11 protein-coding genes are annotated in these 14,530 nt (G+C 70.0%); all 11 read left to right on the top strand.

The features are described from left to right. Positions 1 to 156 precede the first annotated feature (156 nt). The 11 genes from uvrC (at position 157) to pgi (ending at position 14,465) form a co-directional block, all read left to right on the top strand. Positions 157 to 2,205 carry an excinuclease ABC subunit UvrC gene (uvrC, locus tag ACWGDE_RS25840; protein ID WP_453391411.1) on the top strand — a complete coding sequence of 683 codons (2,049 nt, stop codon included), beginning with the start codon at positions 157 to 159 and terminating at the stop codon, positions 2,203 to 2,205. Continuing rightward, positions 2,202 to 3,197, top strand: coding sequence for an RNase adapter RapZ (gene rapZ, locus ACWGDE_RS25835; RefSeq protein ID WP_453391410.1), 996 nt, complete (start codon positions 2,202 to 2,204; stop codon positions 3,195 to 3,197). Before uvrC ends, rapZ begins: the two co-directional genes overlap by 4 nt. A gap of 77 nt (positions 3,198 to 3,274) precedes the next feature. Then, positions 3,275 to 4,264: a gluconeogenesis factor YvcK family protein gene (locus ACWGDE_RS25830; protein WP_453391413.1), complete on the top strand. Its 990-nt coding sequence runs from the start codon at positions 3,275 to 3,277 to the stop codon at positions 4,262 to 4,264. Beyond that, positions 4,255 to 5,256 (top strand): DNA-binding protein WhiA, encoded by a 1,002-nt coding sequence (gene whiA, locus ACWGDE_RS25825; RefSeq protein WP_112449750.1) that lies wholly within the window; start codon positions 4,255 to 4,257, stop codon positions 5,254 to 5,256. Before ACWGDE_RS25830 ends, whiA begins: the two co-directional genes overlap by 10 nt. 180 nt (positions 5,257 to 5,436) lie before the next feature. After that, positions 5,437 to 8,394 carry a M14 family zinc carboxypeptidase gene (locus ACWGDE_RS25820; protein ID WP_453391409.1) on the top strand — a complete coding sequence of 986 codons (2,958 nt, stop codon included), beginning with the start codon at positions 5,437 to 5,439 and terminating at the stop codon, positions 8,392 to 8,394. Between the two features lie 208 nt (positions 8,395 to 8,602). Next, positions 8,603 to 9,607 (top strand): type I glyceraldehyde-3-phosphate dehydrogenase, encoded by a 1,005-nt coding sequence (gene gap / locus ACWGDE_RS25815; protein ID WP_453391408.1) that lies wholly within the window; start codon positions 8,603 to 8,605, stop codon positions 9,605 to 9,607. Between the two features lie 142 nt (positions 9,608 to 9,749). After that, complete coding sequence (locus ACWGDE_RS25810; protein WP_453391407.1) at positions 9,750 to 10,961, top strand: phosphoglycerate kinase; 1,212 nt, start codon at positions 9,750 to 9,752, stop codon at positions 10,959 to 10,961. 6 nt (positions 10,962 to 10,967) lie between these two features. Further along, positions 10,968 to 11,756, top strand: a complete 789-nt coding sequence (gene tpiA / locus ACWGDE_RS25805; RefSeq protein ID WP_453391406.1) for a triose-phosphate isomerase — start codon at positions 10,968 to 10,970, stop codon at positions 11,754 to 11,756. 148 nt (positions 11,757 to 11,904) lie between these two features. Further along, positions 11,905 to 12,138, top strand: coding sequence for a preprotein translocase subunit SecG (secG, locus tag ACWGDE_RS25800; protein ID WP_453391412.1), 234 nt, complete (start codon positions 11,905 to 11,907; stop codon positions 12,136 to 12,138). Between the two features lie 179 nt (positions 12,139 to 12,317). Continuing rightward, positions 12,318 to 12,653 (top strand): RNA polymerase-binding protein RbpA, encoded by a 336-nt coding sequence (locus ACWGDE_RS25795; protein ID WP_078950560.1) that lies wholly within the window; start codon positions 12,318 to 12,320, stop codon positions 12,651 to 12,653. A 159-nt stretch (positions 12,654 to 12,812) separates the two neighbouring features. Next, the gene (gene pgi / locus ACWGDE_RS25790; RefSeq protein WP_453391405.1) at positions 12,813 to 14,465 is read left to right on the top strand and encodes a glucose-6-phosphate isomerase; all 1,653 of its coding nucleotides are present in this window, start codon (positions 12,813 to 12,815) and stop codon (positions 14,463 to 14,465) included. The last annotated feature ends 65 nt before the right edge of the window (positions 14,466 to 14,530 follow it).

The following is a 14,530-nucleotide window of genomic DNA, read 5'->3' as shown; positions in this document are numbered from 1 at the left end:
CGGGGGGGGGGGGGGCGTACCCAGCCGCCCGGCCCCCCCCCCCCCCCGGGCGGCCGGGCCCCGCGCCATGCGCGACCCCGCTTCCGGGCGGGCGCGGACCCCGCGGCACGGGAGGGGAGCGGCCCGGTTGTCGGCGGGCGACAGTAGGGTGGCGGCATGGCCGACCCATCCAGTTACCGTCCCGAGCCGGGACAGATCCCCGACTCCCCGGGGGTCTACAAGTTCCGCGACGAGCACCGCCGGGTGATCTACGTCGGGAAGGCCAAGAGCCTGCGCCAGCGGCTGGCCAGTTACTTCCAGGACATCGCCGGGCTGCACCCCCGTACGGCCACCATGGTGACCACGGCGGCCTCCGTCGAGTGGACCGTGGTGTCCACCGAGGTCGAGGCGCTGCAGCTCGAATACTCCTGGATCAAGGAGTTCGACCCCCGGTTCAACGTCAAGTACCGGGACGACAAGAGCTACCCCTCCCTCGCCGTCACCATGAACGAGGACTATCCGAGGGTCCAGGTCATGCGCGGCCCCAAGAAGAAGGGCGTGCGCTACTTCGGCCCCTACGGGCACGCCTGGGCCATCCGCGAGACCGTCGACCTGATGCTCCGGGTCTTCCCCGTCCGCACCTGCTCCGCCGGGGTGTTCAAGCGCTCCGCCCAGATCGGCCGCCCCTGCCTGCTCGGCTACATCGGCAAGTGCTCCGCGCCCTGCGTCGGCCGGGTCACCCCCGAGGAGCACCGCGAACTGGCCGAGGACTTCTGCGACTTCATGGCCGGCCGGACCGGTACCTACCTCTCCCGCCTCGAACGCGAGATGCACGAGGCCGCCGAGGAGATGGAGTACGAGAAGGCCGCGCGGCTGCGCGACGACATAGGGGCCCTGCGCCGGGCCATGGAGAAGAACGCCGTCGTGCTCGCCGACGCCACCGACGCCGACCTGATCGCGGTCGCCGAGGACGAGCTCGAAGCCGCCGTGCAGATCTTCCACGTACGCGGCGGCCGGGTCCGCGGCCAGCGCGGCTGGGTCACGGACAAGGTCGAGGCCGTCGACACGGCCGGGCTCGTCGAGCACGCCCTGCAGCAGCTGTACGGCGAGGAGAAGGGCGAGGCGGTCCCCAAGGAGGTGCTCGTCCCGGCGCTCCCCGAGGACACCCCGGCGCTCGCGCTGTGGCTCGCCGAGCGGCGCGGCTCCCTGGTCAGCCTGCGCATCCCGCAGCGCGGGGACAAGAAGGCGCTGATGGAGACCGTCCACCGCAACGCGCTGCAGTCCCTCGCCCTGCACAAGACCAAGCGCGCCTCCGACCTCACCACCCGCTCGCGGGCCCTGGAGGAGATCGCCGAGGCGCTGGAGCTGGACGGCGCGCCGCTGCGCATCGAGTGCTTCGACATCTCGCACCTGCAGGGCGACGACGTCGTGGCCTCCATGGTCGTCTTCGAGGACGGGCTGGCCCGCAAGGGCGAGTACCGGCGCTTCCAGATCAAATCCTTCGAGGGGCAGGACGACGTCCGCTCCATGCACGAGGTGGTCTCGCGGCGCTTCCGGCGCTACCTCCAGGAGAAGCTGAAGACGGGGGAGTGGTCCCCCGAGGGCGCCGAGGACGCCGAGGACGCGGCGGGAGGCGCCGACGGCGCGCCCGCGCGGGCGGCCGAGGACGACGGGCGCCCCAAGCGCTTCGCGTACCCGCCGCAGCTCGTCGTGGTCGACGGCGGGCAGCCGCAGGTGGCCGCCGCCAAGCGGGCCCTGGACGAGCTCGGGATCGACGACGTCGCCGTGTGCGGCCTGGCCAAGCGGCTGGAGGAGGTCTGGCTGCCGGGCGAGGACGACCCGGTGGTGCTGCCCCGCACCAGCGAGGGCCTGTACCTGCTCCAGCGCGTGCGCGACGAGGCCCACCGCTTCGCCATCCAGTACCAGCGCAACAAGCGCGGCAAGCGCCTGAAGACCGGCCCGCTCGACGAGGTCCCCGGGCTCGGCGAGAGCCGCAAACTGGCCCTGCTCAAGCACTTCGGTTCGGTGAAGAAGCTGAGACAGGCGACAATCGACCAGATCTGCGAGGTCCCGGGCATAGGCCGCAAGACGGCCGAGACCGTGGCCGCGGCCCTCGCCCAGGCGGTTCCCGGCGGCCCCGCCGTCAACACGGCGACCGGGGAGATCATTGAGGATGAGATCCCCGCGCCCGCGGGAGCAGCATCCGAACGGGGGACCGAGCAATGACCGAGCGCGAATCCCAGCACGATCGCGGATCAGTGCATGATTCCGAGCACGATTCAGAATCCGAGTACGACCGAGACGGAGCACAGGTGAGTACGGGCACGACAGTGGAGCCCGGAGATACCGCCGAGGCGGCCATCCCCGAGCTGGTGATCATCTCCGGAATGTCCGGGGCCGGCCGCAGTACGGCGGCCAAGTGCCTGGAGGACCTCGGCTGGTTCGTCGTCGACAACCTCCCGCCCGCGCTGATCACCACCATGGTGGAGCTCGGCGCCCGCTCGCAGGGCAACGTGGCGCGCATCGCCGTCGTCGTCGACGTCCGCGGCCGCCAGTTCTTCGACGCCCTGCGCGAGTCCCTCGCCGACCTGGAGACCCGCGGGGTCACCCGGCGCATCGTCTTCCTGGAGTCCTCGGACGACGCGCTCGTGCGCCGCTTCGAGTCGGTCCGCCGCCCGCACCCGCTGCAGGGCGACGGCCGCATCGTCGACGGCATCGCCGCCGAGCGCGACCTGCTGCGCGAGCTGCGCGGCGACGCAGACCTGGTCATCGACACCTCCAGCCTGAACGTGCACGAACTGCGCGCCAAGATGGACGCCCAGTTCGCGGGCGACGAGGAGCCCGAGCTGCGGGCCACCGTCATGTCCTTCGGCTTCAAGTACGGCCTGCCCGTCGACGCCGACCTCGTCGTCGACTGCCGCTTCATCCCCAACCCGCACTGGGTCCCGGAGCTGCGCCCCTTCACCGGGCTCAACGAGGAGGTGTCGGGCTACGTCTTCAGCCAGCCCGGCGCCAAGGAGTTCCTCGACCGCTACACGGAGCTGCTCCAGCTCATCGCCGCCGGCTACCGCCGCGAGGGCAAGCGGTACGTGACGATCGCGGTCGGCTGCACCGGCGGCAAGCACCGCAGTGTCGCCATGTCCGAGAAGCTCGCCGCCAGGCTCGCCTCCGAGGGAGTCGAGACCGTCGTAGTCCACAGGGACATGGGGCGCGAGTGACCGGACGCACCCTGCGGCTCCGTCGCCTGCGCCGGCTCACCTCCGGCAAGGACGACGCCGGCGGCGGCCGCACGGGGCTGCGCCGCGGCGAGGCCCCCAAGGTGGTCGCGCCCAAGGTCGTGGCCCTCGGCGGCGGCCGGGGCCTGTCGGCCTCGCTGACCGCCCTGCGCCGCATCACCGGCGACCTCACCGCCGTCGTCACCGTCGCCGACGACGGAGGCTCCAGCGGGCGGCTGCGCGAGGAACTCGGCGTACTGCCGCCCGGCGACCTGCGCAAGGCGCTGGCCGCGCTGTGCGGGGACGACGACTGGGGCCAGACCTGGGCGCGGGTCATCCAGCACCGCTTCCAGTCCAAGGGCGACCTGCACGAGCACGCCGTGGGCAACCTGCTGATCGTCGCGCTGTGGGAACAGCTCGGCGACCCCGTCCAGGCCCTGGACCTCGTCGGCAAGCTGCTCGGCGCCCAGGGCCGGGTCCTGCCGATGTCCGCGGTCCCCCTGGAGCTCCAGGCCCTGGTCAAGGGGCACGATCCGGCCCGCCCCGAGGACGTGGACACCGTACGGGGACAGGCCACGGTGGCGCTGACCCCCGGCGAGGTGCTCTCCGTACAGGTGGTGCCGGCCGATCCGCCGGCGGTGCCGGAGGCGGTCGCCGCGGTCCTCGACGCGGACTGGGTGGTGCTCGGTCCGGGGTCCTGGTTCTCGTCGGTGATCCCGCACCTGCTGGTGCCGGAACTGCTCGACGCGCTGGTCGAGACGAAGGCCCGGAAGGTCCTTTCGCTGAACCTCGCTCCGCAACCCGGTGAAACAGAGGGCTTCTCTCCGCAGCGTCATTTGGAGGTTTTGGCCCGACACGCCCCTAAACTCGCCCTGGACGTGGTGCTGGCCGATCAGGCCGCCGTGCCCGACCGCGAGTCCCTCGCCGATGCCGCAAAACGGTTCGGCGCCGCGGTCGAGCTGGCGCCGGTTGCCAGGCAGGACGGCTCTCCGAAGCATGATCCGGAGCTGCTCGCCGCCGCGTACGACCGTATTTTTCGGATGCATGGAAGGATCGGCCCATGGCGATGACGCCCGCGGTGAAGGATGAGATCGCCCGCCTGCCCGTCACCCGCACCTGCTGCAGGAAGGCGGAGGTCTCGGCGATCCTTCGGTTCGCGGGCGGGTTGCACCTGGTGAGCGGCCGGATCGTCATCGAGGCGGAACTGGACGCGGGGATCGCGGCCCGCCGGCTGCGCAAGGACATCCTCGAGATCTTCGGCCACTCCTCGGACCTGGTGATCATGGCTCCGGGCGGTCTGCGCCGGGGCAACCGGTACGTGGTCCGCGTGGTCGCCGGCGGCGACCAGCTGGCCCGCCAGACCGGCCTCGTGGACGGCCGCGGCCGCCCGATCCGGGGTCTTCCCCCACAGGTGGTCTCCGGGGCCACCTGTGACGCCGAGGCGGCCTGGCGCGGGGCCTTCCTCGCCCACGGCTCGCTCACCGAGCCGGGACGCTCCTCCTCCCTGGAGGTCACCTGCCCCGGTCCGGAGGCCGCGCTGGCCCTCGTCGGGGCCGCCCGCAGGCTCTCCATCGCCGCCAAGGCCCGCGAGGTCCGCGGCGTGGACCGGGTCGTCGTACGCGACGGGGACGCCATCGGCGCCCTGCTGACCCGGCTCGGCGCCCACGACTCGGTGCTGGCCTGGGAGGAGCGGCGGATGCGCCGCGAGGTCCGCGCCACCGCCAACCGCCTCGCGAACTTCGACGACGCCAACCTGCGCCGTTCCGCGCGGGCCGCGGTGGCCGCCGGAGCCCGCGTGCAGCGCGCCCTGGAGATCCTCGCCGAGGAGGTCCCCGAGCACCTCGCGGCGGCCGGCCGGCTGCGCATGGAACACAAGCAGGCCTCCTTGGAGGAGCTGGGCGCGCTCGCCGACCCGCCGCTGACCAAGGACGCGGTCGCGGGCCGCATCCGCCGTCTGCTGGCGATGGCGGACAAGCGGGCGCAGGACCTGGGCATCCCGGGCACCGAGTCGAACCTGGACCTCAGCGACAGCGAGGAGCTGGCCGACAACATGGCCGGCTGAGGCCGCTGCGGGGCCATCCGGGGCCACCCCGGCGGCCAAGCGGCGGAATGCGTGACTCCGGAAGGGGCCCGTGCGATCACTCGTGCGGGCCTCTTTCCGTAGGCCCCATTGACATGAGCATGGGCTGGTCGTGAGCCTGTCGTCCGAAGCTTTCGTGGCAGACGACGCCCAGGGGGGCACATGAGGCACCGCGCGAGATCGATCCTCGCCGCAAGCGCACTCGTCTTCGGCACCACACTGGCCGCGCTACCCGCGGCGGCCCAGCCCCAGAGTGCGGCGGCCGGGGAATCCGCCGACGAGGTGCGGGTCTACGACGCCGACATCACCAAGGAGCAGGTACCGCTCGTGCTGGCCGCCGGCCAGGACGCGCACGAGCTCTCCGAGCGCGCCCCGGACTCCGGGACCGCCAAGGTCGAGCTCTTCCTCACCGGCGGTCAGGCCAAGGAGCTGGCCGCCCAGGGCGTCAAACTCGCCGAGCGCAAGGTCGCGGCCAACACCGCGCGCTCCCTGGCGGCGGCCGGCGACGGGGTGTTCCGCCCCTACAGCGGCAAGGGCGGGCTCCAGGAGGAGATCCTGCGCACGGCCCAGGAGAACCCCGGCCTCACCAAGGTCGTCTCCATCGGCAAGACCGTCCAGGGCAAGGACATCCTCGCCCTGAAGGTCACCAAGAACGCCAAGAAGAGCAGGGACGGCGACAAGCCCTCCGTGCTGTACATGTCGAACCAGCACGCCCGCGAGTGGATCACCCCCGAGATGACCCGGCGGCTGATGCACCACACCCTCGACAACTACGGCAAGGACCCGCGGATCACCAAGCTGGTGGACTCCACGGAGATGTGGTTCCTGCTCTCGGCCAACCCCGACGGCTACGACTACACCTTCGCCCCCGACGGCCAGCGGCTGTGGCGCAAGAACATGCGCGACAACAACGGCGACGGCAAGATCACCGCGGGCGACGGCGTCGACCTCAACCGCAACTTCGCCTACAAGTGGGGCTACGACAACGAGGGCTCCTCGCCCAACCAGTCGAGCGAGACCTACCGCGGCCCCCAGGCCTCCTCCGAGCCCGAGACCGTCGCCCTCGACAAGTTCGAGAAGCGCATCGGCTTCGACTACGCGGTCAACTACCACTCGGCCGCCGAGCTGATCCTGTACGGCGTGGGCTGGCAGGTGGCCACCCCCACCCCCGACGACATCGCCTACAAGGCGCTCGCGGGCACCCCGGAGAACCCGGCCGTCCCCGGCTACTACCCGCAGGTCTCCTCGGAGCTCTACACCACCAACGGCGAGGCCGACAGCCAGGCAGCCAACGCCAACGGCATCATGATGTTCACGCCGGAGATGACCACCTGCCAGACGGCCTCCGCGATCGACCCGAACGACCAGTGGAAGCCCGAGGACTGCGCCTCCGGCTTCAACTTCCCGGACGACGAGAAGCTCATCCAGGCGGAGTTCGCCAAGAACATCCCCTTCGCACTCTCCGTCGCCGAGAGCGCCGAGCACCCGGACCAGCCGAAGTCCTCCCTGGGCCTGACCGCCGCGGACTTCACCCTGGACCCCTTCACCACCTCCTACGTGGCCCGCGGTGAGGACCAGACGGTCGCCGTCACGGCCCGCAAGGCCCTGAAGGACAAGGAGCTCAACTTCCGGATCAACGGCGGCCGCACGCACGACGAGGACCTCAAGGCCTGGAAGGGCGGCGAAGTCTACGGCGGCGACGACAACAACTGGTTCGACGAGTACCGGGCCGAGGTCGACGGTGCGAAGCCCGGCGACAAGGTCGAGGTCTGGTTCACCGGCCGCGACCGCTCCGGCAAGCAGGTCTCCAGCGAGCACTTCACGTACACGGTGGCCGAGCGGCCGCGCGCCGACGTGCTGGTGATCGCGGAGGAGGGCGCGGCGGCGAAGCACGCTCAGGAGTACGTCGACGCCCTGCGCGCCAACGGCAAGAGCGCGGCGGTCTGGGACGTGGCCGTCCAGGGCGCCCCGCACCACCTCGGCGTGCTCTCCCACTTCCGTACCGCCGTCCACTACACGGGGGCCAAGTCCCCGGGCGGCGACACCCAGCTGGCGGTGCGCGACTTCCTCAACGAGGGCGGCAAGCTGATCGAGGCCGGTGAGCTGGCCGGCGGCAACGCCCAGGTCGGCCGCGCCGTGACCAACGACTTCGGCCAGTACTTCCTCGGCGCCTACGGCCGCGCGACCGTCAGCGGTCCCACCGGGTTCAACGGCGCGGGCTCCCTCGCCGGAGCCAAGGGCGCCCTCGGCGGAGCAGCGGACAACCCGCTCGACCGCCCGGGCTCCTACACGGTCACCTCCGACACCCTGCCGGCCGCGCAGTTCCCGCAGTTCAAGAGCGCGCAGGCGGGCCAGTACACGGGCGTCGTGAACCCCTACGCCCCGTACGCCGGATCGTGGATGGCCTCGGCCACCCACGACGACGACGACTGGAAGCGCCTCACCCGCACCATCGACCTCACCGGGGTCACCGCGGCCGACCAGCCGAAGCTGAAGACGGCGCTCAACTGGAACACCGAGGAGGGCTACGACCACGCGGTGCTGGAGGCCCACACCGTCGGCGGCGACGACTGGACCACGCTGCCCGACACCGGCGGTCTGAGCAGCACGACCGTTCCGGAGGAGTGCGGGGCCGGGTTCTTCATCAACGACCACCCGTTCCTGCGCCGCTACCTCACCCTCGACGCCGGCGGCTGCACCCCGCAGGGCACCACCGGCACATGGAACTCCTTCACCGGTTCCTCCAGCGGCTGGAAGCAGGTCTCCTTCGACCTGAGCGCCTATGCCGGCAAGAGCGTCGAGGTCTCCCTCTCGTACATCACCGACCCGGGCTCGGGCGGCCGCGGCGTGTTCGCGGACGAGGCTCGCCTGTCCACCGGCGGGACCGACCAGGCGGCCGAGGGATTCGAGACCTCGCTCGGCGTCTGGACCGCCCAGGGCGCACCTGCCGGAAGTCCTGATGTTCCGGGCGATTGGTCCCGCACGGGCGAGCTGTTCAAGTCGTACGCGTCGGTGACTACGCGTAACACCGTGCTCCTGGGCTTCGGTCTGGAACACGTGCCGGCGGCAGCGGACCGCGCGCTACTCGTCGGTAAGGCCCTGCGCTCCCTCAACCGCTGATCAGAGGCCCCCTTTCCGTTCACGCTGAGTGACGGGGCACAAAGTCCCCGAGGTCCCGTACTCGTCCTGGAGTGCGGGGCCTCGGGGCGTGTCAGACGCTTCTCGATGTCACTCAAAAGCTCACGGAGAGGTAGGGTCGTAAGCGGTCGGGGACATCCCATACAGCTCGCCGGCGGACAGGCCGGCGCACCAACGAGGAGATCGGTTCGTGACGATCCGCGTAGGCATCAATGGTTTTGGTCGAATTGGCCGCAACTACTTCCGTGCGCTCCTGAAGCAGGGAGCGGACATCGAGATCGTCGGTGTCAACGACCTGACTGACAACGCCACCCTGGTGCACCTTCTCAAGTACGACACGATCCTGGGCCGCCTCGAGGCCGAGGTCAGCCACACCGACGACACCATCACCGTCGACGGCAACACCTTCAAGACCTTCGCCGAGCGCGACCCCGCGAACCTCCCCTGGGGCGAGCTGGGTGCCGACATCGTCATCGAGTCGACCGGCATCTTCACGAAGAAGGCCGACGCCGCCAAGCACATCGCGGCCGGCGCGAAGAAGGTCCTCATCTCGGCTCCGGCCAAGGACGAGGACATCACGATCGTGATGGGCGTCAACCAGGACAAGTACGACGCGGCCAACCACCACGTCATCTCCAACGCCTCCTGCACCACCAACTGCGTGGCGCCGATGGCCAAGGTCCTCCTCGAGAACTTCGGCATCGTCAAGGGCCTGATGACGACGGTCCACGCGTACACGAACGACCAGCGCATCCTGGACTTCCCGCACTCGGACCTGCGCCGCGCCCGCGCCGCCGCCGAGAACATCATCCCGACCACCACGGGTGCCGCCAAGGCCACCGCGCTGGTCATCCCGGAGCTGGCCGGCAAGCTCGACGGCATGGCCATGCGCGTCCCGGTCCCCACCGGTTCCGTGACCGACCTGGTCATCGAGCTCGAGCGCGAGGTCACCAAGGACGAGGTCAACGCCGCGTTCCAGAAGGCCTCCGAGGGTCAGCTCAAGGGCATCCTGGACTACACCGAGGACGCGATCGTCTCCTCCGACATCGTGAACTGGCCGTTCTCCTGCACCTTCGACTCCTCCCTGACCATGGTCCAGGGCAAGAGCGTCAAGGTCATCGGCTGGTACGACAACGAGTGGGGCTACTCCAACCGCCTGGTCGACCTGACCGTGTTCGTCGGCGGCCAGCTCTAAGCACCAAGGCAGCAGGCACGACAATGTGAGCACCGGGGCTCGGGCAGCGCGACGAAGCGCTGTACGGGCCCTGTTGCTTGCCTTGTACCTCTCACCCCGCACGGATACAGGATCCGGCCGGGGAAAAGGAGTAGAAACAGCAATGAAGACGATCGACGAACTTCTCGCCGAGGGCGTTTCCGGTAAGCGGGTTTTCGTCCGCGCCGACCTGAACGTGCCGCTCGCGAACGGTGAGATCACCGACGACGGGCGCATCCGCGCCGTGCAGCCGACCATCGCGAAGCTCGCCGAGGCCGGCGCCCGCGTGATCGTGGCCTCGCACCTGGGCCGCCCCAAGGGCGCCCCGGACCCGGCGTTCTCCCTGGCCCCCGCCGCCGCCCGGCTCGGAGAGCTGCTCGGCGCGGACGTCGCGTTCGCCACCGACACCGTCGGCGCCTCCGCCAAGGAGACCGTCGCCGCCCTCGCCGACGGACAGGTCGCCGTCATCGAGAACCTGCGCTTCAACGCCGGTGAGACCGCGAAGGACGACGCCGAGCGCGGCGCCTTCGCGGACCAGCTCGCCGAGCTGGCCGACGTCTACGTCGGCGACGGCTTCGGCGCTGTCCACCGCAAGCACGCCTCGGTCTTCGACCTCCCCGCGCGCCTCCCGCACGCGGCCGGCTACCTCATCGCCACCGAGGTCGGCGTCCTGAAGAAGCTGACCGCCGAGGTCAAGCGCCCGTACGTCGTCATCCTCGGCGGCGCCAAGGTCTCCGACAAGCTCGCCGTCATCGACCAGCTGCTCGGCAAGGCCGACCGCCTCCTCATCGGCGGCGGCATGGCGTACACCTTCCTCTACGCCAAGGGCTACGAGGTCGGCATCTCCCTGCTCCAGAAGGACCAGGTGGAGGTCGTCAAGGAGTACATGAAGCGCGCCGAGGACAACGGCGTCGAGCTGGTCCTCCCGGTCGACATCCTCGCTTCCACGGACTTCCCCGACCTCAAGGGCAAGACCCCGGCGGACTTCATCACCGTCGACGCGGACAAGATCCCCGCCGACAAGGAGGGTCTGGACATCGGTCCCAAGACCCGCGAGCTGTACGCCTCGAAGATCGCCGACGCCGAGACCGTCTTCTGGAACGGTCCCGTGGGCGTCTTCGAGCACCCCGACTACGCCGGAGGCACCAGCGCGATCGCGCAGGCCCTCCTCGACAGCAGCGCGTTCACCGTCGTCGGCGGTGGCGACTCGGCCGCGGCCGTGCGCACGCTCGGCTTCGACGAGAACGCTTTCGGCCACATTTCGACCGGTGGCGGCGCCTCCCTCGAGTACCTCGAGGGCAAGACGCTCCCCGGCCTCGCCGCACTGGAGGTCTGAACCTTTATGACTGAGAACACCGCAGGGCGCACCCCGCTGATGGCGGGCAACTGGAAGATGAACCTCAACCACCTCGAGGCCATCGCCCACGTCCAGAAGCTCGCCTTCGCCCTGGCCGACAAGGACTACGACGCCGTGGAGGTCGCGGTCCTGCCGCCCTTCGTCGACCTGCGCTCGGTCCAGACCCTGGTCGACGGCGACAAGCTGAAGATCAAGTACGGCGCCCAGGACATCTCGGCGCACGACTCCGGCGCCTACACCGGCGAGATCTCCGGCCCGATGCTGTCGAAGCTGAAGTGCACGTTCGTGGCCGTCGGCCACAGCGAGCGCCGCCAGTACCACGGCGAGAACGACGAGATCTGCAACGCCAAGGTCAAGGCCGCCTTCAAGCACGGGATCACCCCGATCCTGTGCGTCGGCGAGGGCCTGGACATCCGCAAGGCCGGCCAGCAGGTCGAGTACACGCTGAACCAGCTCGACGGCGGCCTCAAGGACGTCCCGGCCGAGCAGGTCGAGTCCATCGTGATCGCGTACGAGCCCGTCTGGGCGATCGGCACCGGCGAGGTCGCCACCCCGGACGACGCCCAGGAGGTGTGCGGTGCCATCCGCGCCCGCCTCGCGGAGCTGTACTCGCAGGAGCTGGCCGACAAGGTCCGCATCCAGTACGGCGGCTCGGTCAAGTCCGGCAACATCGCCGCGATCATGGCCCAGCCCGATGTCGACGGCGCCCTGATCGGCGGCGCGGCGCTGGACGCCGACGAGTTCGTGAAGATCGTCCGGTTCCGCGACCAGTGAGCCCGGCAGTGAGTATGCGGTAGGGCGGATCCGTCGTACCCTTGCGGGGGCCGGAGGCTGTATCACCAGCCACCGGCCCCCGTGCTCGTTTCGCAATGCGGGAACGCCCGAAGCCAGTAAGACCAGAAAGTAGGAATCAGCCGTGATTATGGGGTTCTCGATCGCCCTGGTCGTCTTCAGCGCCCTGCTGATGCTGCTCGTGCTGATGCACAAGGGCAAGGGCGGCGGCCTTTCCGACATGTTCGGCGGCGGTATGCAGTCGTCGGTCGGCGGGTCCTCGGTCGCGGAGCGCAACCTCGACCGCATCACCGTGGTGATCGGTCTGCTGTGGTTCGCGTGCATCGTCGCGCTCGGCCTGCTCATGAAGACCAACGGCAGCTGAAGCGTTCTGGCCATTCCGGCAGTCCGCCCGGGCCTCCCCGGCCTATCATGAGGTCCGGCGTCCACGTCCGGAACGGGTAACTCCGTTCACTGGACGCGCGTTGGGCCTTACGTAGACTTGGGCGCCCGCGACGGAATCCACTCACGTTTCGCGGCACCATCACGCAGGGAGTTACGACCGTGGCAAGTGGCAACGCGATTCGTGGCAGTCGGGTCGGAGCGGGGCCGATGGGTGAGGCCGAGCGCGGCGAATCCGCGCCCCGCCTGCGCATCTCCTTCTGGTGCTCGAACGGGCACGAGACGCAGCCCAGCTTCGCCAGCGACGCGACCGTGCCGGACACCTGGGACTGCCCGCGCTGCGGGTTCCCGGCCGGCCAGGACCGGGACAACCCGCCGGCGCCGCCGCGCACCGAACCGTACAAGACGCACCTGGCGTACGTACGGGAGCGGCGCACCGACGCCGACGGCGAGGCGATCCTCGCCGAGGCGCTCGCCAAGCTGCGCGGCGAGATCTGACACGTCCCGGACAGGGAACCTTCGTGACTTCGGGCCCGGCCCGCAGGAGTCTTCTTCTCCTGCGGGCCGGGCTCTTTGTGTCGGTTGCGCCGCTTCTTATCCCTTAGGTTGGAGAGCGGCGGGGCACGACAGGACGGAAGAAGTGGGTTGATGTCCGAGATGAACGCAGACAGTCGCACGAAGCTCAACCGGACCCCCGAGTGGCTCGCACTCGGCAAGCACCGGGACGAGCTGGGACAGACGCATCTGCGGGAGCTGTTCGAGGCTGATCCGAGCCGGGGCACCGGCTACACCCTGCGGGTCGGGGACCTGCACATCGACTACTCGAAGCACCTCGTGACCGACGAGACGCTGACGCTGCTGCGGGCACTGGCGGCCGCGACCGGCGTGGCCGAGCTGCGCGAGGCCATGTTCCGCGGCGAGAAGATCAACACGACCGAGGACCGGGCGGTCCTGCACACCGCGCTGCGCGCCCCGAAGGACGCGGTCGTCGAGGTGGACGGCGAGAACGTCGTACCCGGCGTCCACGCGGTCCTCGACAAGATGTCGGCCTTCGCCGACCGCGTCCGGTCGGGGGAGTGGACCGGGTTCACCGGCAAGCGCATCGAGAACGTCGTCAACATCGGCATCGGCGGTTCCGACCTCGGACCGGCGATGGCGTACGAGGCGCTGCGCGCCTTCACCGACCGGGGCCTGACCCTGCGCTTCGTGTCCAACGTGGACGGGGCCGACCTGCACGAGGCCGTGCGCGACCTGGACCCGGAGCGGACGCTCTTCATCATCGCGTCGAAGACCTTCACGACGATCGAGACCATCACCAACGCCACCTCGGCGCGCGAGTGGCTGCTCGCGGGCCTCGGCGGCGAGCAGGCGGCCGTGGCACGGCACTTCGTGGCGCTGTCGACCAACGCCGAGAAGGTCACGGACTTCGGCATCGACCCGGCCAACATGTTCGAGTTCTGGGACTGGGTCGGCGGCCGGTACTCCTTCGACTCCGCCATCGGCCTCTCGCTCATGGTCGCGATCGGCCCGCAGGCCTTCCGGGAGCTGCTGGACGGCTTCCACGCCATGGACGAGCACTTCCGCACGGCGCCGGCGCACGAGAACGCGCCGCTCCTGATGGGCCTGTTGGGGATCTGGTACGGGGCGTTCTTCGACGCCCAGTCGCACGCCGTACTGCCCTACAGCCACTACCTCTCCCGGTTCACCGCCTACCTGCAGCAGCTGGACATGGAGTCCAACGGCAAGTCCGTCGACCGCGACGGCAACCCGGTGGAATGGCAGACCGGACCGGTGGTGTGGGGCACGCCCGGTACCAACGGCCAGCACGCCTACTACCAGTTGATCCACCAGGGCACGAAGGTGATCCCCGCGGACTTCATCGGGTTCGCGCGGCCGATCGGCGAACTGCCGCCGGCGCTGGCGGCCCAGCACGACCTGCTGATGGCGAACTTCTTCGCGCAGACGCAGGCTCTGGCCTTCGGCAAGACGGCCGACGAGGTGCGGGCGGAGGGCGTCGCGGAGCCGCTGGTCCCGCACAAGACCTTCGCGGGCAACCACCCCACGACGACGATCCTGGCGGCCGAGCTCACCCCGTCGGTGCTGGGCCAGCTCATCGCGCTGTACGAGCACAAGGTGTTCGTCCAGGGCGCGGTGTGGAACATCGACTCCTTCGACCAGTGGGGCGTGGAGCTCGGCAAGGTCCTGGCCAAGCGCATCGAGCCCGCGCTCGCCGAGGGCGAAGAGGTGCCCGGCCTGGACGCCTCGACGCGCGCGCTGGTGGCCACGTACCGCTCGCTGCGCGGCCGCTGACGGGCCGCCGACCGGCCGGTCGACCGATCGGGCCGCCCGGCCCCCCGTACGCGAAAGGGCCCGCC

It is taken from the genome of Streptomyces sp. NPDC054956 (assembly GCF_053609185.1).
Note: the sequence above shows the minus strand (reverse complement) of the source record. Positions and strands in the feature narration are given on the sequence as shown.

What these genes read in the sequence shown, in the direction of transcription:
- uvrC (WP_453391411.1), top strand. Translation starts at nt 157, where the DNA reads ATGGCCGACCCATCCAGTTACCGTCCCGAGCCGGGACAGATCCCCGAC.
- rapZ (WP_453391410.1), top strand. Translation starts at nt 2,202, where the DNA reads ATGACCGAGCGCGAATCCCAGCACGATCGCGGATCAGTGCATGATTCC.
- whiA (WP_112449750.1), top strand. Translation starts at nt 4,255, where the DNA reads ATGGCGATGACGCCCGCGGTGAAGGATGAGATCGCCCGCCTGCCCGTC.
- ACWGDE_RS25820 (WP_453391409.1), top strand. Translation starts at nt 5,437, where the DNA reads ATGAGGCACCGCGCGAGATCGATCCTCGCCGCAAGCGCACTCGTCTTC.
- ACWGDE_RS25810 (WP_453391407.1), top strand. Translation starts at nt 9,750, where the DNA reads ATGAAGACGATCGACGAACTTCTCGCCGAGGGCGTTTCCGGTAAGCGG.
- tpiA (WP_453391406.1), top strand. Translation starts at nt 10,968, where the DNA reads ATGACTGAGAACACCGCAGGGCGCACCCCGCTGATGGCGGGCAACTGG.
- secG (WP_453391412.1), top strand. Translation starts at nt 11,905, where the DNA reads ATGGGGTTCTCGATCGCCCTGGTCGTCTTCAGCGCCCTGCTGATGCTG.
- pgi (WP_453391405.1), top strand. Translation starts at nt 12,813, where the DNA reads ATGAACGCAGACAGTCGCACGAAGCTCAACCGGACCCCCGAGTGGCTC.